The 22717-nt window shown below is 61.3% G+C and carries 10 protein-coding genes; 7 read left to right on the top strand and 3 right to left on the bottom strand.

Annotation, left to right across the window (positions count from 1 at the left end):
* Positions 1–31: 31 nt before the first annotated feature.
* Positions 32–955, bottom strand: coding sequence for a LysR family transcriptional regulator (locus J4E58_RS06120; protein WP_053260035.1), 924 nt, complete (start codon positions 953–955; stop codon positions 32–34).
* Positions 956–1004: 49 nt separating this feature from the next.
* Between J4E58_RS06120 and J4E58_RS06115 the strand changes: the two genes are divergently transcribed.
* The 3 genes from J4E58_RS06115 to J4E58_RS06105 all read left to right on the top strand — a co-directional run bounded on the left by J4E58_RS06115 (position 1005) and on the right by J4E58_RS06105 (position 3168).
* Positions 1005–1319, top strand: coding sequence for a hypothetical protein (locus J4E58_RS06115; RefSeq protein ID WP_007920629.1), 315 nt, complete (start codon positions 1005–1007; stop codon positions 1317–1319).
* Positions 1320–1468: 149 nt separating this feature from the next.
* Positions 1469–2068: an FMN-dependent NADH-azoreductase gene (locus tag J4E58_RS06110; protein ID WP_053260036.1), complete on the top strand. Its 600-nt coding sequence runs from the start codon at positions 1469–1471 to the stop codon at positions 2066–2068.
* Positions 2069–2307: 239 nt separating this feature from the next.
* Positions 2308–3168 (top strand): carboxylate/amino acid/amine transporter, encoded by an 861-nt coding sequence (locus J4E58_RS06105; protein ID WP_087088994.1) that lies wholly within the window; start codon positions 2308–2310, stop codon positions 3166–3168.
* A 160-nt stretch (positions 3169–3328) separates the two neighbouring features.
* On the opposite strand, the gene J4E58_RS06100 is transcribed toward J4E58_RS06105, so the two are convergent.
* Positions 3329–4627, bottom strand: a complete 1299-nt coding sequence (locus J4E58_RS06100; RefSeq protein ID WP_087088992.1) for a mechanosensitive ion channel family protein — start codon at positions 4625–4627, stop codon at positions 3329–3331.
* Between the two features lie 192 nt (positions 4628–4819).
* Between J4E58_RS06100 and J4E58_RS06095 the strand changes: the two genes are divergently transcribed.
* The gene (locus J4E58_RS06095) at positions 4820–6157 is read left to right on the top strand and encodes a DEAD/DEAH box helicase (RefSeq protein WP_007920640.1); all 1338 of its coding nucleotides are present in this window, start codon (positions 4820–4822) and stop codon (positions 6155–6157) included.
* A 56-nt stretch (positions 6158–6213) separates the two neighbouring features.
* On the opposite strand, the gene J4E58_RS06090 is transcribed toward J4E58_RS06095, so the two are convergent.
* The gene (locus tag J4E58_RS06090; RefSeq protein ID WP_087088990.1) at positions 6214–6489 is read right to left on the bottom strand and encodes a hypothetical protein; all 276 of its coding nucleotides are present in this window, start codon (positions 6487–6489) and stop codon (positions 6214–6216) included.
* Positions 6490–6773: 284 nt separating this feature from the next.
* Here J4E58_RS06090 and J4E58_RS06085 point away from each other — a divergent pair, with 284 nt between their 5' ends.
* From J4E58_RS06085 to J4E58_RS06075, 3 genes are read left to right on the top strand one after another with little or no spacing between them, the layout of a single operon-like run.
* A complete protein-coding gene (locus tag J4E58_RS06085; protein WP_087088988.1) occupies positions 6774–8480 on the top strand; it encodes a ShlB/FhaC/HecB family hemolysin secretion/activation protein in 1707 nt (568 codons plus the stop codon).
* Positions 8481–8505: 25 nt separating this feature from the next.
* Complete coding sequence (locus J4E58_RS06080) at positions 8506–21822, top strand: hemagglutinin repeat-containing protein (RefSeq protein ID WP_256583134.1); 13317 nt, start codon at positions 8506–8508, stop codon at positions 21820–21822.
* Complete coding sequence (locus tag J4E58_RS06075) at positions 21819–22421, top strand: hypothetical protein (RefSeq protein WP_125737989.1); 603 nt, start codon at positions 21819–21821, stop codon at positions 22419–22421. The genes J4E58_RS06080 and J4E58_RS06075 overlap by 4 nt, the downstream gene beginning before the upstream one ends.
* The last annotated feature ends 296 nt before the right edge of the window (positions 22422–22717 follow it).

Below are 22717 nucleotides of genomic sequence, written 5' to 3'. Positions count from 1 at the left end.
GTTCAGGCGCGTGGAGGGTTCAAGTACGGGGTCAGGCTTGTTCCGGGGCGGCGAACGGCGCGTCCAGCGGCGCGGTGTCGAAGGTGCGCAGCAGCTCGACAAGGATCTGCGTGGCCGGGCCCAGGGGTTTGTCCTTGTTCGAGTACAGGTAGAAGGTCGGGTGGCGGCTGCCGCCCTGGTCCAACGGTAGCACCTTGAGCAGGCCCTCCCGGAGTTCGCGCTCGATTATATGCCGCGGCAGCCAGGCAAAGCCCAGGCCGCTGCCGACGAAGGTGGCGGCGGTGGCCAGGCTGCCGACGGTCCAGCGCTGTTCGGCGCCGAGCCAGCCGACGTCCCGCGGCTGTTGGCGGCCGGAGTCGCGGATCACCACCTGCAGCTGGCTTTCCAGGTCCTGGAAATTCAGCTCGCGGTTCAGGCGGTGCAGGGCGTGTTCCGGGTGGGCCACGGCGACGAACTCCACCGAGCTCATTTCCGTGCCCAGGTAGCCGGAGATATTGAAGCCACTGATGGCCAGGTCGGCCACGCCTTCGAGCAGCACCTCTTCGACCCCGGACAACACTTCTTCGCGCAGGCGCACCCGGCAGCCACGGCTTTGCGGCATGAAGGCGGTCAGAGCGCGGACCAGGCGCGCGCTGGGGTAGGCGGCGTCCACCACCAGGCGCACTTCGGCTTCCCAGCCCTGTTCCATGTGGTGGGCCAGGTCTTCCAGCTGGCTGGCCTGTTTCACCAGTTGCCGCGAGCGCCGCAGCAATACGCCGCCGGCCTCGGTGAGCACGGCCTTGCGCCCATCGATACGTAGCAGCGGCACGCCCAGTTGGTCCTGCATGCGCGCCACGGTGTAACTGACAGAGGATTGCGAACGGTGCAGCGCTTCGGCCGCCTGGGCGAAGCCGCCGTGGTCGACCACGGCCTGCAGCGTTCGCCATTGATCGAGGGTAACGCGGGGCGCTTTCATGAGGAGCTCCTCTTGTCCTAAGCTGGCGCTCCTTATTGGAGACTGCCGAATGAGAAAATTCTGTTGTGTGTTGCTGGCCCTGCTGCCGCTCAGTGCGTTCGCCTATCCCATCGACGTGAAGAAACACCTCGAAGGCGTGAGCATCGACTACACCGCCTACGACACCGATGCCGACATCGGTTCGATCCAGGTGAACAACTACGGCACCACCGACGCCGCCTGCACGGTGGTCTTTCGCAACGGCCCCGAAGCCCCGCGCACGCGCAAGGTGGAAGTGGCGGCCGGCAAGTTCAAGAACGCCACGGCCAAGTTCAACCGCAGCATCATCAAGCTGCGCATCGACCTGACCTGTACCGCCAAATAAGCGCAAAGCGGAGCAGGGTGCGCGACCTGCTCCGCTTATAAACGAATTTATTGATTGGTTATAGCAGTTATTTGCGCTTTTTCATCGATATGACTCTGTTTAATCTGCGCTCCATCGACCTACAGCATTCCCGATGGAGGCTACATCCCATGTCCCGCGTTCTGATCATCGAAAGCAGTGCCCGTCAGCAGGATTCCGTTTCCCGTCAGCTGACCCAGACCTTCATCAAGCAATGGCAAGCGGCCCACCCGGGCGACCAGATCACCGTGCGTGACCTGGCGGTAACCCCGGTGCCGCACCTGGACAGCAACCTGCTGGGCGGCTGGATGAAACCCGCCGGGCAGCGCAACGAGATCGAAGAGGCCTCGCTGCAGCGCTCCAACGAACTGACCGACGAACTGCTGGCCGCCGACGTGCTGGTGATGGCCGCGCCGATGTACAACTTCGCCATCCCGAGCACCCTCAAGGCCTGGCTGGACCACGTGCTGCGTGCCGGTGTGACCTTCAAGTACACCGCAACCGGTCCCCAGGGCCTGCTCAACGGCAAGCGTGCCTACGTGCTGACCGCCCGTGGCGGCATCTACGCCGGCAGCACCGCGGACCACCAGGAACCTTACCTGCGCCAGGTCATGGGCTTCATCGGGATCCACGACGTCGAGTTCATTCACGCCGAAGGCATGAACCTGGGCGGCGACTTCCAGGAGAAGGGCCTGAACCAGGCCAACGCCAAACTGGCCCAGGTCGCCTGATCCGTTAATCGCCAGATAATCGCGCAGTGGTCTAGTAGGCCCTGCGCTCCCCTTCAAGTTTGTTTGCGCATCGAACCTCCCTTTGCACTTGTTGCTCCTGAGTGCTCCCGCCCGATTGAACGCTTTGCGAGATCGGGCTTTTTTTTGCCCACGATTTATCAACCCCGCTCCTACGGAAGGTGTTTTATTGTGCGCGGCAAAACCGCTATCGTCGCCGCCTCTTCAAGACGAGGCGAGCAATGGGCTATCTACTTTTTGTCACGCTGATCCAGGCGTTTTCCTTCAGCCTGATCGGCGAATACCTGGCCGGGCATGTCGACAGTTACTTCGCGGTGCTGGTCCGGGTGCTGCTGGCCGGGCTGGTGTTCATCCCGCTGACCCGCTGGCGCCAGGTGGAGCCGGCGTTCATGCGCGGCATGCTGCTGATCGGCGCCTTGCAGTTCGGCGTGACCTACGTCTGCCTGTACCTGAGTTTCCGTGTGCTGACGGTGCCGGAGGTGCTGCTGTTCACCATCCTCACACCGCTGCACGTGACCCTGATCGAGGACGCGCTGAACCGGCGCTTCAACCCCTGGGGCCTGCTGGCGGCGCTGGTGGCGGTGGCCGGGGCGGCAGTGATCCGCTACGACCGCATCAGCCCGGACTTCTTCATGGGCTTCTTGCTGCTGCAACTGGCCAACTTCACCTATGCCGCCGGGCAGGTGCTGTACAAGCACCTGGTGGCGCGCCATCCGAGCGACCTGCCGCATTACCGGCGTTTCGGCTACTTCTACCTGGGGGCGCTGGCGGTGGTGTTGCCGGCTTTCCTGTTGTTCGGTAAGCCGGACTTCCTGCCCGAAGCGCCATTGCAATGGGCGGTGCTGCTGTTTCTCGGGCTGGTGTCCACCGCGCTGGGGCTGTACTGGTGGAACAAGGGCGCCTGCCTGGTCACTGGCGCGACCCTGGCGGTGATGAACAACCTGCATGTGCCGGTGGGGCTGCTGATCAACCTGTTGATCTGGAACCAGCACGAAGAACTGGGGCGCCTGCTCCTCGGGGCGCTGGTGATTCTGGCGGCGGTGTGGATCAGCCGTCGCGGCACGAAAACCGTCACCCCGTAGGTTGTAGGAGCGAGGCTTGCCCGCGATCCGCGCAGCGGCCTGATATTGCATTGCCTGCCAGATTGCTATCGCGAGCAAGCTTCGCTCCTACAGATAGGCAGATAGAGCAGATAGGCAGATAGAGGGTGATCGCCCCGGGGACGGGGCGATCAGGCGGGAATTACAGCGCGCGTTTTTCCGCCTCGGGGATATGGCTGGCGCCCAGCACCGCCGGCAGCAGGCCAGCGCGCAGGTCGTTGCCGCTCGGCTGTTGATACAGGCTCAGGCCGAATTCCGGCATCACCGCCAGCAGGTAATCGAAGATATCGCCCTGGATACGCTCGTAGTCGGTCCACGCCGTGGTGCGGGTGAAGCAGTAGATTTCCAGCGGAATGCCCTGGGCGGTGGTCTGCATCTGGCGGACCATGCAGGTCATGTTCGGCTGGATGTCCGGATGACTCTTGAGGTACGCCAGGGCATAGGCGCGGAAGGTCCCCAGGTTGGTCATGCGGCGGCGGTTGGCCGACATGGCGGCGACATTGCCCTGGGCTTCGTTCCAGCTCTTGAGCTCGGCCTGCTTGCGACTGATGTAGTCGGTGAGCAGGTGGACCTTGCCCAGGCGCGCTTCTTCCTCATCGTTGATGAAACGCACGCCGCTGGCGTCGATGTACAGGCTGCGCTTGATCCGCCGGCCGCCAGACTGCTGCATGCCGCGCCAGTTCTTGAACGACTCGGACATCAGGCGCCAGGTGGGGATCGAGACGATGGTCTTGTCGAAGTTCTGCACCTTGACCGTGTGCAGGGTGATATCCACCACATCGCCGTCGGCGCCGACCTGGGGCATTTCGATCCAGTCGCCGACCCGCAGCATGTCGTTGCTGGTCAGCTGCACGCTGGCGACGAACGACAGCAGGGTGTCCTTGTAGACCAACAGGATCACCGCCGACATGGCGCCCAGGCCGGACAACAGCAGCAGCGGCGAGCGGTCGATCAGGGTGGCGACGATGATGATCGCGCCGAACACGAACAGCACCATCTTCGCCAGTTGCACATAACCCTTGATCGAACGGGTACGCGCATGTTCGGTGCGGGCGTAGATGTCCAGCAGGGCGTTGAGCAGGGCGCTGATGGCCAGTACCTGGAACAGGATGGTGAAGGCCAGGGCCAGGTTGCCGAGGAACACCAGGCTGGTCTTGTTCAGCTCCGGCACCAAGTGCAGGCCGAACTGGACCACCAGCGACGGGGTCATCTGCGCCAGGCGATGGAACACCTTGTTCTGGCGCAGATCGTTGAGCCAGTGCAGGGACGGCTGGCGGCCGAGCAGCTTGACCGCGTGCAGGATCAGGTAGCGCGCCACTCGTCCGACGAGCAGCGCCACCACCAGCAGGATGACCAGGGCCAGGCTGGAATGCAGGAGCGGGTGCTCATCGAGCGCCCCCCAGAGGTCTTGAACGTTGAGCCAGAGCTGTTTGAAATCCATGGGGTCAGAAGCTTCCTCTATGAGACGAGACGGATCGATTAGAACATTTAAGCCGTCGAAAGTTACCGTTAAGGACAAATCGCTGACAAAAACCAATTGTTTACCGTGGTTTGCGTGAAAGAAACTCGGCCTTCGCGCCCGAAACCGTTACCCTATGCAGCTGTTTTTTTGCATATCTTCGAGGTAGCACCCGTGTTTTCCCAATTCGCCCTGCACGAACGCCTGCTCAAAGCCGTGGCCGAGCTTAAATTTGTCGAGCCAACGCCTGTGCAGGCAGCGGCCATTCCGCTCGCGCTCCAGGGGCGTGACCTGCGGGTGACGGCACAGACCGGCAGCGGCAAGACCGCCGCGTTCGTCCTGCCGATTCTCAATCGCCTGATCGGTCCGGCGAAGATCCGCGTCAGCATCAAGACCCTGATCCTGCTGCCGACCCGCGAACTGGCGCAGCAGACCCTGAAGGAAGTCGAACGCTTCTCGCAGTTCACCTTCATCAAGGCCGGCCTGATCACCGGTGGCGAAGACTTCAAGGTCCAGGCCGCCATGCTGCGCAAGGTGCCGGACATCCTGATCGGCACCCCGGGCCGCCTGATCGAGCAACTGAACGCTGGCAACCTCGATTTGAAAGAAGTGGAAGTGCTGGTCCTCGACGAAGCCGACCGCATGCTCGACATGGGCTTTGCCGACGACGTGCAGCGCCTGGTGGACGAGTGCCCGAACCGGCAGCAGACCATGCTGTTCTCCGCCACCACCGGCGGCTCGGGCCTGCGCGAGATGGTCGCCAAGGTCCTGAACAACCCTGAGCACCTGCAACTCAACGCGGTCAGCCAGCTGAACGACACTACCCGTCAGCAGATCATCACCGCCGACCACAACCAGCACAAAGAGCAGATCGTCAACTGGCTGTTGGCCAACGAGACCTACCAGAAGGCCATCGTCTTCACCAACACCCGCGCCATGGCCGACCGCATCTACGGCCGCCTGGTGGCCCAGGAGTACAAGGCATTCGTCCTGCACGGTGAGAAAGACCAGAAGGACCGCAAGCTGGCCATCGACCGCCTGAAGCAGGGTGGGGTGAAAATCCTCGTCGCCACCGACGTCGCCGCCCGCGGCCTGGACGTCGACGGCCTGGACCTGGTGATCAACTTCGACATGCCGCGCAGCGGCGACGAGTATGTGCACCGCATCGGCCGTACCGGGCGTGCCGGCAACGACGGTCTGGCAATCTCGCTGATCTGCCATGGCGACTGGAACCTGATGTCGAGCATCGAGCGCTACCTCAAGCAGAACTTCGAGCGTCGCACCATCAAGGAAGTCAAAGGCACCTACGGCGGGCCGAAGAAGGTCAAGGCCTCCGGCAAGGCCGCGGGCGTGAAGAAGAAAAAGACCGACGCCAAGGGCGACAAGAAAAAAACCGCGGCCAAGGCCCCGACCAAGCGCAAGACCGCCAACCGGCCGAAAAGCGATGCCCTGGTCAGCCAGGACGGCATGGCGCCGCTCAAGCGCCGCAAGCCAGCACCGGCTGCCGAATAAGCCGTAGCGCAACAGAAAAAGCCCGGACCCTGTCCGGGCTTTTTATTGGCCGGCGATCAGCTGTCGGCCTTCTTCTCGGCTGCGCCCAGCTCTTTCAGGCGCTGGTCGATCAACTGGCACTTGTCCGGCAGATCCTTGCTGGCCGTGCTCAGGTCCATCTTCTGCAGCTCGTCGTTGATTTCCTTGGCCTTGGCCGGGTTCTGCTCGGTGAGCCTGGCCACTTCCTGGGCCAGTTGCTCACGCTTGGCGGTGGCCTCGTCAAGGGTGCAGGCCCAGGCGGGCAGGGTGCAGAGCAGGGTGGTGACGATGCTGAAGGAGAGGAGCGATTTCATGGGGTGGCCTCTTGATCGGGGCGACAGGGTTATGCGGTTGAGGGCCAGGAACTTGGAAAAGTTCAGCGGTTGATCAGGTGAGGGCGATCTTGAGTTCAGGGCGGAAGCAGGCTTGGCTGGGCCTTATCGGGGCAGACCCTTCGACGACTTAAGTTCTTCGCTGGAACCCCCGTTGCAGAGCCTCTCTCCTGCATCGGCCGGCAGGATGAATGATTGACGTCAAAATGATGGCCAATTAACATATTGATATCATTTTGACACTAATGCGTCTCGAGGGACCGAACATGTACTCACCCGCCCTCGCGGGGAGGTTGTGCCTGGCTTTGCTGTGCTTGACTCCGCTACACCTCGTTCATGCCGCTCCCACCCCCGGTGACACCGACCTGATCCGCGAACGCCAGGATCGCCTGCTCGAAGAGCAGCGCCGGCGCCTGGAAGAACTCAAGGACCTACCCGGTAAAGAGGCCGCCCCCACGGCGCCGACCGCACCTGCCGACACCCGCTGTTTCCCGATCCAGGACATCGAGCTCAAGGGCGCCGACAGCCTGTCCGCCGCCGAGCAGGCGCGCCTGCTCAAGCCCTATATCGGCCAGTGCCTGGGTGTCAGCCAGCTCAACGAGCTGCTCAAGGTCATCACCGACCTCTATATCGAAAAAGGCCTGGTCACCAGCCGTGCCTACCTGCCGCAGCAGGACCTGTCCGGCGGCCACTTGAAGGTGCTGGTGGTCGAGGGCCGGCTCGAAGGCTTGAAGGGCGCGGCCGACAGCCAGCTGTCCGAGCGCGAGCTGGCCATGGCCTTTCCCGGCCAGGTCGGCGAGCGGGTCAACCTGCGGGAAATCGAACAGCTGGTGGACCAGCTCAACCGCCTGCCGTCGAACCAGGCGCAGATGGAACTGGCCCCCGGCAAAGAAGTCGGCGGCAGCGAGGTGCTGGTCAAGAACACCGCGCAGAAGCCTTGGCGCGCCGGCCTGTCGCGCAGCAACGACGGCCAGCGCAGCACCGGCGAGCAGCAGTGGGGCACCACCTTCGACTGGGACAGCCCGCTGGGGCTGGCCGACCAGCTGATGTTGCGCGGTGGCCACGATGCCATGAGCGATCACCAGCACACCTCCAACAACGCCATGCTCTATTACAACCTGCCCTGGGGCTGGTGGAACTTCAGTTACACCTACAGCCAGAGCGAGTACCGCTCCCAGGCCCAGGCCAATGGTTTCAGCTTCAAGCAGACCGGCGACAGCCAGAACCACCAGTTGCGCGCCGAGCGGGTGATCCTGCGTGATGCGGTGAGCAAGACCTCGCTGAATGCCGGCCTGGCCTACCTGCGCACCAATAACTTCATCGAAGACAGCAAGCTGGCCTTGAGCAGCAACCGCCTCAGCGAAGCCCAGTTCGGCATCAACCATGGCCGGCGCATCGGCGGTGCCTTCGTCAACCTCGACCTGGGTATGCAGCACGGCATTGGCGCCTTCGACGCCCAGGGCAATGGCCACCCGGGACCCGGCGAGCCGAATGCGCGCTACCGCAAATACACCGCCACCCTCAGTTACCTGCAGCCGTTCAAGCTGTGGGGCGAGTCGTTCAGCTTCAGCAGCCTGATGACCGGCCAGCGCAGCGAAGACGTGCTGTTCAGCCCGCAGCGCACCAGCCTGGGCGGGCAGTCGTCGATTCGTGGGTACAAGGACCAGTCGCTGTCCGGCGACAGCGGCGGTTACTGGCGCAACGACCTGCGCTGGAGCCGTCCGGTGACCTGGGCCTGGCTACAGCCACTGTTCACTGAGTACGGCAGCAGCCTGGGCTACGACCAGGGCGTCATCCGTGGCGATCGCTACAACGGCGAGCAGCACGGGCGCCTGTCGAGCAACTCCCTGGAGCTGTTCGCCCGCGGCCGGTACCTGGCGACCAGCGTAACCTTCGCCCATTCCCTTGAACGCCCGGATGTCCTGACTGAGCGCGAAGCGCCAATCTACTTCCGCCTGGACTTCTTCCTCTGATTCGCGTTTTTCCGAGACCTTCGACATGGATGTTCGCCAATTCGCTTTCCTGGCCCGCCAGCCTTCTGCCGCCCTGAAAACCCGCGAGCACTTCTGCGGCCTGCCCAAGCGCGGCCTGGCGTTCATCCTGGCCAACGCCATGTTCTGGCAACCGCTGTGGGCCCAGGCGGAAGGCATCGTGGTCAGCGCGCCGGGCACCAGCCTGGGCCAGGCGGGCAATGGCGTACCCATCGTCAATATCGCCACGCCCAATGGCAGCGGCCTGTCGCATAACCAGTTCCACGACTACAACGTCGGCCAGCAGGGGCTGATCCTCAACAACGCCACAGACCGCACGCAGAGCACCCAACTGGGCGGGATCATCGTCGGCAACCCGAACCTCAAGGGCGTCGCGGCGCAAACCATCCTCAACGAAGTCAACGGCGGCAGCCCGAGCCAGCTGCGCGGCTACACCGAAGTGGCAGGGCAGTCGGCCCATGTGATTGTCGCCAACCCCTATGGCATCAGCTGCAACGGCTGCGGCTTCATCAACACCCCGAAAGCCACCCTGACCACCGGCAAGCCGGTGATCGAAAACGGCCAGCTCAGCCGTTACCAGGTCGATCAGGGGCAGGTGACCATCGACGGCGCGACGCTCAATGCCAGCAACGTCGACCGCTTCGAGATCATCACCCGCAGCGCCAAGATCAACGCCGAGATCCAGGCGAACAACCTGACCATCGTCACCGGCCGCAACGACGTCGACGCCCGCACGCTGAACGCCACGGCGCGGGCCGACGACGGCAGCGCCAAGCCGGAACTGGCGATCGACTCCTCGGCCCTGGGCGGGATGTATGCCGGGGCGATCAGGCTGGTGGGCACCGAGGCCGGGGTCGGGGTAAAACTCGATGGCAAACTGATCGCCAGCGGCGGCGATATCCAGCTCGATGCCAATGGCCATCTGAGCATGGTCGACGCCTCGGCGGTCAACGGCGCGGTCAAGGTCCAGGCGGCGAGTCTGGATGCCCAAGGATCGGTCCATGCCGGTAGCGCACTCACAGTGCAAACCCAGGGCGACCTGAATAACCGACAAAACCTGACCGCGCGCGACAGCATCAGCCTGAGCGCCGGCGGCCGCCTGACCAACAGCGGCATCATCGAAGCCGGAGTCAATGCCGACAACAGCCGCAATGCCAATGGCGATGTCAGCCTGAGCGCGCAGAGCCTCAATAACAGCGGCAAGAGCGTGATCGCCAGTCGCAATCTGAGGGTGAACGCGGCACAGGCGCTGAACAACCAGGGCGGCACCTTGAGTGCGGGGCAGAGTGCCAATATCAATGCCGCAACGCTGGATAACCAGAACAAGGGCCGGGTGCTGAGCAGTGGCAGTCTCGAACTCACGGCCGGTCAGGTGCTCAACGGCCGGGGCCTGATCAGCGGCGACGGCAACCTCAGCGCCACATTGGGCCATCTGAATAACCACGATGGCGAAGTCTCCAGCGCCGGTATCACCACCCTGACGGCCAACAGCCTGGACAACAGCGGCGGTCAGGTCACCGGTGACGTGGCGTTGAACATCGGCTTGATCGGCGCCCTGAACAACCAGGGCGGTGTCCTGGGTTCCGCCAAGCGTGTGAGCATCAGCGCCGCCAGCCTGGATAACAGCCATGCAGGCAGCCTGGCCAGCGATGGCAGCCTGACCACGCGGATCGTGGGCCTGTTCGATAACCAGAGCGCAGGAGACCTGGGTGCCAAGGGGGTGGTGGACCTGCAGGCTGGTAGTCTCGACAACCGTGGCGGCAGCCTGACCGGCAAGGATCGCCTGAGCCTGGACACGGCTTTGCTGGACAACCGCGCAGGCAAGGTACGCACCGACAAACACCTGCAACTCGATGTGCGCCAGCTCGACAATCGCGACAAAGGCGTGATCACCAGTCAGGCTGGGATCGGCCTGACCGGTACCCGCCTGGACAACCGCGGCGGCTTGCTCAGCGCCGTCGGCCCAGTGACGCTCAAGGCTCAGAACGTGCAAAACGCCCTGGGGCGGATCGCCAGCCAAGGCGATGTACATGCGACCGTCGACACCTTCCAACAACAGGGCGGCACCCTGGTGGCGCAAGGCAACCTGACGCTGATCGGCAGTGTTCTCGACAACCGTGACAACAGTCTGGTCGCGGCAACAAAAGCGCTGAAACTCGAGGTTCAGGGCATCGACAACCGCGCCGGAAAACTGTCCAGCGGAATCACCACTGAAGTTGACGGCCAGCAGCTCGACAACAGTGACGGCGGCAGAGTCCTGGCCGGTAGCGATCTGGAGCTGAAGGTTGGCCGTCTTATCAATCAGAGCAAGGGGCTGATCCAGGGCAAGGGCACCACGACGCTGAACAGCCAGAGCCTGGATAACACCGATGGCGAGATCGACAGCCACAACGGGCTGGAGATCACTCTGGCCGGTGGGCTCGACAACACCCGCGGGCTGGTCCGCAGCGACCGCCCCCTGACCCTGGGCACCAGCAAACTGACGAACACCGCCGGCCGTATTGAGAGCGTGGAAGACCTGTCGATCACCAGCCGTGGCGAACTGCTCAATCAGGGTGGCTCCATCAAGTCCGAGAAGGGCCTGACTGCCGCCAGCGGCCCTCTCGATAACAGCCAGAAGGGCCTGCTGTCCGGCAAGCACGCCACGCAAATCACCGCGACGACCTTCAACAACAGCCAGGGTGGAAGCCTGCGCAGTGAAAGCAGCCTTGGCCTGATCGCCACCCAGGTCAATAACGCCGATGGCAGCATCAGCAGCGCCCAGGACCTCACGGCCAGCGTGACCGGGCTCGATCAGCAACACGGGGAGCTGTTCAGCGAAGCCGCCCTGAGCCTGGACCTGAACAACGGACAGCTCAATAACCAGGGCGGCTACATCCATGCGCCGGGAGCCCTGCTGCTCAAGAACCTGAAGGGCGTCGACAACCGAAAGGGTGAGATTTCCAGCGCCCGGGCTTTCAGCCTGGAAGCGCAAAGCCTGGACAACAACGGCGCCAAGCTGATCAGTGACCAGGGGCTGACACTGCGTATCGCCGAGGCCCTGAGCAACGTGAAGGGCCTGGTCAGCGCCAGTTCCCTCGACAGCCACAGCGCCAGCCTGGACAACACTGATGGCGTGCTCGGCACGACCGGCGACCTGGACCTGAAGGTCGATACGGCTTTTGCTAACCAGCGCGGCACCGTTGTTGCCGACGGTGCGTTGCTGCTCACGGCCGCCAGCCTGGACAACCGCGCCGCCGATATCTCCGGCAAACAGGATGTGACCGCCCGGATCGGCACCCTGGACAACCAGGGCGGCAAGTTGATCGCCACTGGCGTGCTGGACCTGGCGGGGGCGAGCCTGGATAACCGTCAAGGCGGTCTGGTGGGGGCTACAAAAGCGCTGAAACTCAAGGTCGATACGCTCGACAACCGAGGTGGCGAGCTTTCTACCCAGGCCGGCCTGAGCCTGACCGGCAAGCACCTGGATAACAGCGACCAGGGCCTGGTCGAGGCCCATGACACACTGACGCTCAAGGTCGATGAGGTGATCAACCAGGCTGCCGGCTTGATCAATGCGCTGGCCGACCTGACGATCACGGGCGGGCGTATCGATAACCGCAGTGGGAAAATCAAAAGCCAGCAAGGCCTGGACCTCACACTCAAGGGCGACCTGCAAAACAACCAAGGGATGATCGATAGCCAAAGCACCCTTGATGTGGCCTCGGCAGCCCTGGACAACAGCGACGGTCGTCTCATGAGCGCTGCTGCGCTGGACCTCGGCGCTCGTGGCGCCTTGACCAACGTGGGCGGCAAGCTGGTGAGCGAGGGCGGCGTGCAGTTGCGCAGTGCCAGCCTGGACAATAGCCACAAAGGCGTGATCAGCGGCAAGGGCGCGGTACAGGTCACCACCGGCGACTTCGATAACAGCCAGGCCGGCAGCCTCGACAGTGGCGACACCCTGGACCTGACGGCGGCAAAACTGACCAACGCGGCCGGGCGCATCGGCAGTGACAAGGCACTGACCGCGAAGGTCAGCAGCCTTGAACAGCAGGGCGGCAGTCTGTTCAGCAACACCAGCCTGAGCCTGGACCTGAACCATGGCCGGCTGAACAACCGGGACGGTTTCATTCACGTGCCGGGTGCGCTGCTGCTGAAAAACCTCAGTGACGTTGACAACCGCAACGGCGAAATCTCCAGCGACGCGGCCTACGAACTCAACGCCAAGAGCCTGAACAACGATGGCGGCCAACTGCTCGGTAACCAGGCGTTGACCCTGCGTATCGAACAGGCGCTCAGCTCCATCAAGGGCAAGATCGGTGCCGCGGCGCTGGAGGTAGAGGCCGCCAGCCTGGACAACAGCGCCGGTGCGTTGACCAGCCGCTCGGGGCTGAAACTGACGGTACAGGGGCCACTGACCAACCAGGACCAGGGGCTGATCAACGCCATCAACGGCTTGAGTATCGCCAGTGGTGACTTGAACAACCGTCACGGTTCCGTGCTGGCGGGTGACTGGCTGAACCTGTCGGCCAAGGCGCTGAACAACACGGACAGCGGGCTGATCAACAGTAAAGGCGCGCTGGAGTTGACCGCGCACCAGTTGGACTCGAGCGATGCCGGCGAGGTGTCGGCCAAGGGCGACATGAACCTCAAGGTCACGGGGCTGACGCAGCGTGGCGGTCGCCTGTTGGGCGACGGCGCGGTGACCCTGGACCTGGCCAATGGCGATCTCGACAACAGCCTCGGCCGACTGAATGCCAAAGGCTTGTTGAGCATCAAGCAACTGCAGGACCTGAAGAACCAGCAGGGGACTCTGTCCAGTCGCCAAGGCTTCACGCTGACGGGCCGCACCCTGGATAACACCCAAGGCAAGTTGATCAGTGAGGCGGCGCTGGGTGTCGTGTCCGGCCAGTTGCTGAATGAAAAGGGCCTGGTGTCGGGGATCAAGGGCCTGACCGTCGAGGCGGGGAGCCTGGACAACCGCAACCACGGGACGCTCTCCAGCAAGGAGGGCAACCTGGCCGTTGACGTCAGTGGCGCCCTGCTGAACAGCGGCGCCGGTGCCCTGGCCAGCAATGGCACGCTCAAGCTGAGCGCCGCGAGCCTGGACAACAGCGGTGAAGGGGTGGTCTCCAGTGTCGGCGGCCAGACGCTCACGGTCGCGGGCCTGCTGAATAACGCGGGCGGCGGTCTGCTCGACAGCGGTGCCACCCTTGATCTCAAGGCGGCAACCTTGAACAACAAGGCCGGCAACCTCAGTGCGTTGCAATCGGTCGATCTGCGCGCCGGCAGCCTGGACAACAGTAGCGGCAGCCTGGCGACCAAAGGTGCCCTGACCCTGGACGTGGCGGCCAGCCTGGACAACGTCCTGGGTACCCTCAGCAGTGACGGGGCCTTGCTGCTCAAGCGCGCGGCTCACGTCGATAACCGCGGCGGCAAACTGATCGGCCAGGATCTGTTGACCTTCAACGCCGACAGCCTGGACAACCGAGACCACGGCACCGTGGCGGCCAACCGGCAAGCCACCCTGACTGTCGCGGGAGCTGTCCAGAATGCCCAGGGCGGCTTGATTTACAGCCGTGATGCGGGCCTTGAGCTGAAGGCTGCCAGCCTCGACAACAGCAAGGCCGCGGTGCAAAGCCAGAACGGCCTGACGCTGAATATCAGCGGCGATTTCAACAACCAGGGCGGCAAAGTCATCGGTCAGGACGGCGCGGTCAGCATTACCGCGGCCAACCTCGACAACCGTGGCGGGGTGTTGTCGAGCCTCAAGGGCGCGCTTGAAACCCACATCAGTGGCGTGCTGCTCAACGGTTATGACCTGAATGACCAGCGCCAGCGTGGCGTGATCGAAGCCCAGCGCTTGAACCTGCGTGCCTTGGCCGGTTTGAACAACAACGGGGGGCGCATTGCCGCGCGCCAGGGCGATGTCATCGTCAACACCGCCGGCTTCGACAACCGCAATGGCGGGCTTTACGCCAGCGGCCAGCTTGGTGTCATCGCGACTACGTTTGACAACGGCGGCGACAAGGGCGGGCAGGTTGCCGGTCAAGGGATCGATCTCGGCTTGAGCGGCGCCTTGAACAACCGCCTGGGGGTTATCGAGAGTGACACCGCGCTGCTCATTCGCGCGGCCAGTATCGACAACGCTCAGGGTCAGCTACGGGCCGCCGGGAGCGGTGGCAAGAGCCTGTTCCAGATCGGTGGCTTGCTGGACAACCGTAACGGCCGCATCGAAGTGGCCAGTACCGACCTGGGCCTCGGCGCGACGAGCTTGCAGAATGCCGGCGGCACCCTGCTGCACTCCGGCAAGGGGCAATTCGATATCTCGATGGCCAACGTCAGCGGGGCGGGCGGCACCCTGGTCACCCAAGGGGGGCTGACCCTCGTGGCCGATTCGTGGAGCAACACCAGCGTCATCCAGGCCGGACGCCTGAAGGTCAACGTCAACAACTTCTACCAGAGTGCCGGCGGCCAGCTGCTGGCCTCCGACAGCTTCGAAGGCGGTGGCGGCAACTGGAGCAACGATGGCCTGATCGCCAGTGACGGCAGCCTGAGCCTGCAACTGTCGGGCGCCTACGGTGGTAACGGCCGATTGACCAGCCTGGGCGACATGAACTTCGGCGCCGCCCAGCTCGACCTGCCAGGCACCGCGACTATCGCCGGTGGTGGCAACACCCGGATCAATGTCGGCGGAGTGCTCACCAATCGCGGACGCCTGAGCTCCGCCCAGGGGCTGACGGTCAATGCCGGGACTATCAATAACTATGGTTCGCTCGGCAGCGCTGGGGCGCTGACCCTCAATTTCGGGACGCTGCTCAATTCCGGGGTCAGCGATGCCGAGCACAGCTCGATCTTCAGCGGCGGCGACATGCAGTTGCTGGGCAACACCTTCAGCAATCGCTATGCCGACGTTTTCAGCATGGGCAGCCTGCTGGTGGCCGCCAATGCCGGGCAGGCCCAGTCGAGCCTGCTGGAAAACCGCTCCGGCACCATCGAAAGCCTGGGTGACATGACCATTCGCGCCATGACGGTGAAGAACGTCATGGACATCCTCACCTACTCGGAACACGAGAAGTACTACGCCGCAATCACTGAGTTGCCGTGCGGCCCCTTTGGGGTATGCCATGTCAAGAAGCATGGCAATCGGCGTAATGCGGTCTGGCAGCTCACCGAGCGTGATCGCCTGCAGGTGACCGCCAGTACGGCGGCCTCCAGTATCTCCAGCGGCGGGCAGCTGGACATCGGTGCCCAGGAGCTGAGTAACGAAAGCAGTTTTATCGCTTCCTCCGGCAACCTGGCGATCAACGCCGTCAGCATCAAGAACCAGGGGGTGGTGCCCCAGGACATTGAAACCACCACCATCAAATACAACCATGTGGATGAGTACCAAGGTGCGGTCGCTGCGGTGGCTGCCTTCAATGCCAGAAATGGCACCAAGCCGTCTGCTACTTTCGAAGCCGACCTGGCGTGGTTCAATGCCCTGATGACCGGTACTCGAAAACTGGCGGGTGGTGGTACCAAGGCTCTGGCAAGCAGCGACGGCAAGCGCTTCGACGCCATCATCCAGTCCGGCGCCAGCGTCCAGCTCAACGCTTCGGAGAAGATCGACAACGGCGTGGTGCGTGGTTATTACGCCTATGTCGGCGGCGGTAAGAAGACCGGCGACACCTCGGCGGGCAGTCAGTATTCGACGCCGATCTATATCAACTCGCAATTGCCGCCGGACCTGGCCAAGCAGCAGGTCAACCCCTTGGCCCTGCCAGGCTTCACGTTGCCGGTCGGGCAACACGGCCTGTTCCGCCTGAGCAGCGAAGGAGCCGGCGACACCGCGGCGACCCAGCGCAACCCGGCGCCGATGGACTGGAGCATGGGCAGCATCAGCCTGAGATTCGCCGAGCGCGAGCAGAACCTGGCCCAGAGTCAGGCGCGGGCGCTCCAGGTCGATTCGCTGGCCCCGGTGGCCGCGACTGAGCGCAAGCTGGCGCAGGTTGGCGCGGTGCAGCCTGGCGTCGATGCCAGTCTGCCGACGATTAGCGTCACGACCCCGACGGACAGTGGAACGGCTACTCAGGGGCCGGTATACAGCCGTACCCCGGCGCAACAGGTGCAAGGCAGCATTGTGCGGGTCCAGGGCATCCCGACGCTCGACAATCCCCCTCAAGCGCACAAATACCTGGTTGAAACCAACCCGGCGCTGACCAACCTGAAACAGTTCATGAGCTCGGACTACCTGCTGTCGAACCTGGGTTACAACCCCGACAACAGCTGGAAACGCTTGGGCGACGGGTTCTACGAACAACGGCTGATCCAGCAGGCGGTGGTCGCCCGCACCGGCCAACGTTTCATCGATGGCCAGGACTCCGACGAGAAACTGTTCAAGTACCTGATGGATAACGCGCTGCAGAGCAAGCAGCAGCTCAACCTGGCGATCGGCACCTCGCTGACCTCCGAGCAGGTCGCGGCCCTGACCCACGACATCGTCTGGCTCGAATCGCACCCGGTAAATGGCGAGAACGTGCTGGTGCCGGTGCTGTACATGGCCCACGCCAACAACCGCCTGGCCGCCAATGGCGCGCTGATCGCCGGGCAGGACATCAGCCTGATCGCCGGCAAGGACCTGCTCAACGCCGGCACCCTGCGCGCCACCAACAACCTCTCGGCCAAGGCCGGCAACGACCTGGTCAATAGTGGCCTGATCGAAGCCGGCAATCGCCTGGACCTGCTGGCGGGCAACAACCTGGTGAACAAGGCGGGCGGCATCATCGCCGGTCGCGATGTGAACCTGAGCGCGCTCAACGGCGACCTGATCAACGAACGCACGGTCACCCGCCACCAGAACAGCGGCGGCGATCTGCAACAACGGCGTGACTTCCTCGACAGCGCCGCGCGTATCGAAGCCGCCAACGACCTGACGCTCAAGGCCGGTCGCGATTTCAATAATGCCGGTGGCGTGCTGCAAGCCGCGCGTGACACCACCATCAACGCCGGCCGGGACGCCAACCTCACCGCTGTCGAACAGCAGGACAACGAGACGCGGACCAACTACCTGCGCTCCAGCACCGCCCAGCACGGCTCGGTGGTCACCAGCGGTCGCGACCTGACGATCAACAGCGGCCGCGACCTGTCGGCCATCGCCAGCCAGATCGACGCCAAACGCAACCTCGCCATGGCCGCCACCGGCAACCTGACCCTGGCCTCGGCGGCGGACGAACAGCACTCGTACTCCAGCTCGAAGAAGTACAAGGGGCAGTCGGACAAGGTCAGTCAGGTGGCCACGGCGGTGACCGCAGGTGGCAGTGTGGCCCTCAGTGCCGGCAAGGATCTGGAACTGATTGCCAGTCGGGTGAGTGCCGGAGACGAGGCGTATCTGGTGGCCGGTGGCAACCTGGCGCTGGAGTCCGCGGAGGACAGCAACTACAGCTTCTACAGCAAGACCAAGAAGAGCTCGTCGGGCAAGAAGAGTCGGCTTGATGAGGTGGCTAGCACCACCAACATCGCCAGTTCTGTTACCTCGGGAACCGACAGTGTACTGGTCGCAGGGAATGACTTGCTGATCAAGGGTAGTGATGTCACCGCGGAAAAAGGTGCCGCGAAGTTGATGGCGGGTAATGACGTTCAAATCCTGGCTGTTAGCGACTCAAATAGTGCCCGTCACGAAAGCAGTAAAAGCAAAAGCAGCTGGGGTGGTCTGAAGTCGAGCAAGGTCAAGGATCAGGTAGCCGAGACCCAAACCACGGCAGTCGGCAGCGTCATCTCCGGCAACACCGTGGAAGTGGCGGCCAAGCGCGACGCGACCGTAACAGGCTCGGCATTGGTCAGTACTCAGGACCTGGCAGTTCAGGCCGGGCGCGACCTGACCATCGATGCGGCCGAAAACACCTTCACCCGTAGTGAGTTGCATAAGCAGAAGAACCGTGACCTGACGGGAGTTCTCACGGCCAACAATCTGGGCGTGGACGACATCACGGGCAACCAGCATCTGTCGATCAGGAGCGGGAACCACACCGGTAAGGCGGCGCAAACCACCTTGACGGGCAGTACCGTGGGATCGAGTGAAGGTAGTGTGAGACTTGAGGCTGGGCGCGAACTGAAGGTGGTGGCCAGTGATTTGGTCAGCACCAAGGAGATGAATCTTACCGGTTCCAATGTGACCATCGCCGCGGGTGTGGAAACTGCCACGCAAAGCAGCACTGACAGCTCGAAGAGTCTTGCAGTGGGCCGGGTAGTCGGTGGCATGGTGGTCGATACGTACAAGAGCATTCGCAATGATGTACGTGCGGCCAGGGATGCAGATGATAGTCGTTTGAAAGCGGTCAAGGGGGCGCAGGCATTGCTCTCTGCCTACAACGCGGCCGACAGCTTCAGCGCCGATGCGGCGAATCAATCCCAAGGTAAGCCAGCCAACAGCAGTGGTTCGCTTATCAAGATTGGGACCGAGTTGGGTTCGACCCGGAGTAAAAGTACCAGCGAGTATCGCAGTGAAACGGCCAAGCAATCGAGCTTGACCAGTGGTGCGGGTCTGGTCATTTCGGCGGTAGGGGATGCGGCGGGTACCCAGGGCGATATTCATGTCGTGGGTAGTAGCCTCAAGGCAAAAGATACGCTGTTGATGGCGAAAAACGACATCACTCTGGAAAGCGCGCAGGACCGTGCGCAATGGGATAACCAGAGCCGCAACAGCAAGACCAGTATCGGCGCCAGCTTCAATATTGGTGATCAGAACGGCTTCACTCTGGATCTCGGCGCACAGATGGCCAAAGGCATGGGTAAGGGGCACTCGGTTACCCAGGTCAACAGCACCGTGGATACCGGCTTGCTCATGCTGAAAAGTGGTCAGGACACCACCTTGGCCGGCGCCCAGGTACGGGCCGATACCATCAAGGCGGATGTGGGAGGCAATCTCAATATCGTCTCCCGGCAGGACGAAGCTGATCAGAAAAACCGACAGACGAGTGGAGGTTTCGGCGCCAGCATCTGTGTACCGCCGTTCTGCTACGGCTCCATAGTGACCGCCAGCGGCAATATTGCTGGCAGCAAGATGAACAGCGATTACCAGGCGGTGACTGACCAGACCGGACTCTATGCAGGTAAAGGGGGATACGACATTTATGTTGGGGCCAATACCCAGCTGCAAGGCGCGGTGATTGCCAGTGAAGCCAGTGCCGACAAGAACCATCTCGATACAGGTCGCTTGATCGTCAGCGACATCAAGAACACCAGTGAGATCAAAAGCCAATCGGCCAGTCTGAGTGCTTCTTACACCAGTACCAAGTGGGACAAGCCGGGCGGACCGCAGACGCCGGACAGTGAAAGAAAATGGGCGCATTCCGACATGGGCGGCACGCTGCCGCTGGCGCTCAAGGAGTCCGATCACAGCAGCACCCGCAGTGCTGTCAGCGAGGGGACGATCACGATCCGTGATCCAGCGGGCTCGCAGGATCTGGTAGGGCTGAATCGCGACACCAGTAATGCGAATCAGCATCTTGACCGGCCGGACGAGAAGAAGATGCAGGAGCGCATGGACCTGATCCAGAGTTCCGCGCAGCTAGCGAGTACCTCTATCAACTTGGTGGCTAAAGCCAAGGCTGATTCTGCCAAAGAGTTACTAAGCAAAGCCAAAACCCCTGAGCAGGTGACGGAGGCCAACGCGGCCCTGGCGGATGCTGCTAGTTGGAGCGTTGGCGGTGATAAACGCATCATGGCCGACATCGCCTCGGGCTTGATCGCGGCGGGCCTTGGAGGCGTTGGTGGCACGACTGCAGTTGGCATCGTTGCCAATACCACGGCCAATGACACCTTCAAAAAGATTGGTGATTACGCTGATGCACAGAAGCGCAATGCTACCGATGACACCAGCCGAGCGGCATGGGCTGAAGGTGGTGCTGCCCGGGTATTGCTTCACGCCTTGGCCGGTGCTGCGATGGGGCTGTCGAGCGGCTCTGTACAGAGCGGTGCGTTGGGAGCGGGTGCGTCGGCAGCCCTGATGCCTGCGATTGCAGAGGCGTTGGGTAAAACTGGTATTGAACAGAGCAATCAGGAAGCTATTGCAACACTCATCGCCACGGGGCTTGGAGCATCGGCCGGATCGCTGGGAGGTACTGCCGGAGCAATCGCAGGTGGCGGTAGCGGGGCAGGGGTCGAGGTTAATAATCGCCAGCATCATCGTGATCAAGAACTTCCGCTGCTGAAGAAAAAAGCCGAGGAGCTGGAGCAGACACTGGGTAAACCGAAGTCTGATGCCTTGTGGGAGGATCTGCTGCTCCTTGCTAGTGGTGAAGCAATCGATGCGGTTGAAAAGGCTCGCTTGGATGCCTTGGTCGCGAAGTGGGGGAATGACCCGACCACGGATTGGTTCAAGCGCGATCTGGATGTTGCAAAAAACGCCATAAAACAGTTGGCGGATCAGAAAATCCCACTGACCTGGGCAGATGGCAAGCCGATTGTCGCCTATGGTTCCCCGGTTTATGCGTTCGCCTCAACGCCAGAGCAGTTCAATGACTCAGGTTTGTTCAATGGCCTTGGAAAGGGGTATTACGGCGAGCTGACGGCAGCCGAAAAATGGAAGCAATATGGAAAGTCTCAGGCTGAGGCGTACAGCAAGGAAATCCTGGATTTTTCGAGTAACAATCTGGCCTCGAAAAATGCTGCTGATCGGATATTGACACTGGCGGTGAAGAATACGGAGTCGATGAGTATTATCGACGATGTCATCCTGTCGCTGGGTGGAGTGGTCGGAGGTAAGGCTACTCTCAAGACGATATTGGAAGCTGTAGCGGAAAGGCGGGCGGCGAAGAAGGTTGCGGCGGCGGAAGCTGAGAGCCTTGGTGCCAAAGGTACTGGAGGGGTAATAAGTGAGCTTGAAAGAGAAATACCTGCAACCTCAGCTATTGCTCGTGAGGGATTGCGTAATAATCTTGCTGCGCAAGTCGGTATACCTCGCAATATTGCCGAGGCTCCTACAAGTGTTTGGGGTAAGTCGATAGATGATCTTAAACAGTCATTTCTCCTAGACCGTTTTATTGTGACGTCTTCAACTAAAAGCGGTACCTCTGGTAATGCCCAGGTATTTAAAGTTAGCTCTAGTGATGGTGGGGTTTCTAAAATTGTAGAAGTGCAATATAGTCCGTCAACTGCTGGCGCTGTTAAACAGTCAACGCATATAGGTGAATATTATAAGTTGACCTATGCGGATGGTAGTAAAATCAAGATTGTTGAGCCTGCCACATATCGGCCAACTTTTGAGAGGGGACAGCCTGTTTATGATAAAAATACGGTTTACCTGAACCCGCAGGGGCAGAATGTTAAATTTGACGCTTCGCAAAATTTATGGACGCCTCAATGACAAGCACTAACTGTTTTATTATCTCGTGGTCGGCTCCGGTCGTTCCATCTCATTCACTTGCAGGAATCCCGTTGGGTGCGCATGTGGAAGACTTTGAGAGAAGTCTTAGTAAGTATGTTATTGATGAGGTGGAAGGTTTATATCGGTTTGTTGGTTCTCCAGTTTTGAGGATGGAGAAGAGATTTGATTCAAGTGGGGATGGTGGATATGGATTTTATGTCGTTGATTTAGAGCTGACGAATTGGCGTCTGTACTATGATAGCAAAAGTCATCCTGGTGTTGAAACGCGAGCGCTTCACGTACTTACTAGTGGATGGAAAATCCATGCTATTAAAGCGTGGATGTTTGAGTGTCTTAATGTGGGTGATAAGCCTGTCAATTCATATCAAGGGGAGTTGTCAGGAGGCATTGGGCTTGGGAGTTATGTGCGGGAATTATTGCCATATACAGGGTTGGAGTTTGATGGTGCTGAAGAGTGGTTTTACACTGATAAAAATTATGGTGGCTTAGAGGTTAGTGGCTGTGGGGGAGATCTGAATGATGCACCAGATCAGGTTATTATGTCTTTGGCAGTAATTAAAGAGTCCCCTTTTTCTTAGGGGAGCTCCGTTTTGCCGTAATCGACAAGCAGTCTTATGTCCTCCATCGCTGCTTGTATGTTGGGAAAAACTAACGCTCAGAATATAAAGACTATATTCTTCCAAGGTTCTGATGGGGTAGTTGTCCGATTTTACCGGCCTTCTGGAGGGGACTAGCTGTGCCAAAGTATTCTTGTGTATGCGGTTACGTTATGAACCTTTCCCAAGAGTGGTCAGACTACGAGCTGACTTTAATTTCTGAGTCGACGATAGAGAGAATGGGGGAAAGATTGGATAATGGAGGTGAGCTCTCTTCT

Origin of the sequence: Pseudomonas sp. FW305-25, assembly GCF_017351415.1 — a bacterium.
GTDB classification, from domain to species: Bacteria; Pseudomonadota; Gammaproteobacteria; order Pseudomonadales; family Pseudomonadaceae; genus Aquipseudomonas; species Aquipseudomonas chlororaphis.
The sequence above is the reverse complement of the archived record's forward strand: the minus strand, read 5'-3'. Positions and strand labels throughout refer to the sequence as shown.

What these genes read in the sequence shown, in the direction of transcription:
- J4E58_RS06120 (WP_053260035.1), bottom strand. Translation starts at nt 955, where the DNA reads ATGAAAGCGCCCCGCGTTACCCTCGATCAATGGCGAACGCTGCAGGCC.
- J4E58_RS06115 (WP_007920629.1), top strand. Translation starts at nt 1,005, where the DNA reads ATGAGAAAATTCTGTTGTGTGTTGCTGGCCCTGCTGCCGCTCAGTGCG.
- J4E58_RS06110 (WP_053260036.1), top strand. Translation starts at nt 1,469, where the DNA reads ATGTCCCGCGTTCTGATCATCGAAAGCAGTGCCCGTCAGCAGGATTCC.
- J4E58_RS06105 (WP_087088994.1), top strand. Translation starts at nt 2,308, where the DNA reads ATGGGCTATCTACTTTTTGTCACGCTGATCCAGGCGTTTTCCTTCAGC.
- J4E58_RS06100 (WP_087088992.1), bottom strand. Translation starts at nt 4,627, where the DNA reads ATGGATTTCAAACAGCTCTGGCTCAACGTTCAAGACCTCTGGGGGGCG.
- J4E58_RS06090 (WP_087088990.1), bottom strand. Translation starts at nt 6,489, where the DNA reads ATGAAATCGCTCCTCTCCTTCAGCATCGTCACCACCCTGCTCTGCACC.
- J4E58_RS06085 (WP_087088988.1), top strand. Translation starts at nt 6,774, where the DNA reads ATGTACTCACCCGCCCTCGCGGGGAGGTTGTGCCTGGCTTTGCTGTGC.
- J4E58_RS06080 (WP_256583134.1), top strand. Translation starts at nt 8,506, where the DNA reads ATGGATGTTCGCCAATTCGCTTTCCTGGCCCGCCAGCCTTCTGCCGCC.
- J4E58_RS06075 (WP_125737989.1), top strand. Translation starts at nt 21,819, where the DNA reads ATGACAAGCACTAACTGTTTTATTATCTCGTGGTCGGCTCCGGTCGTT.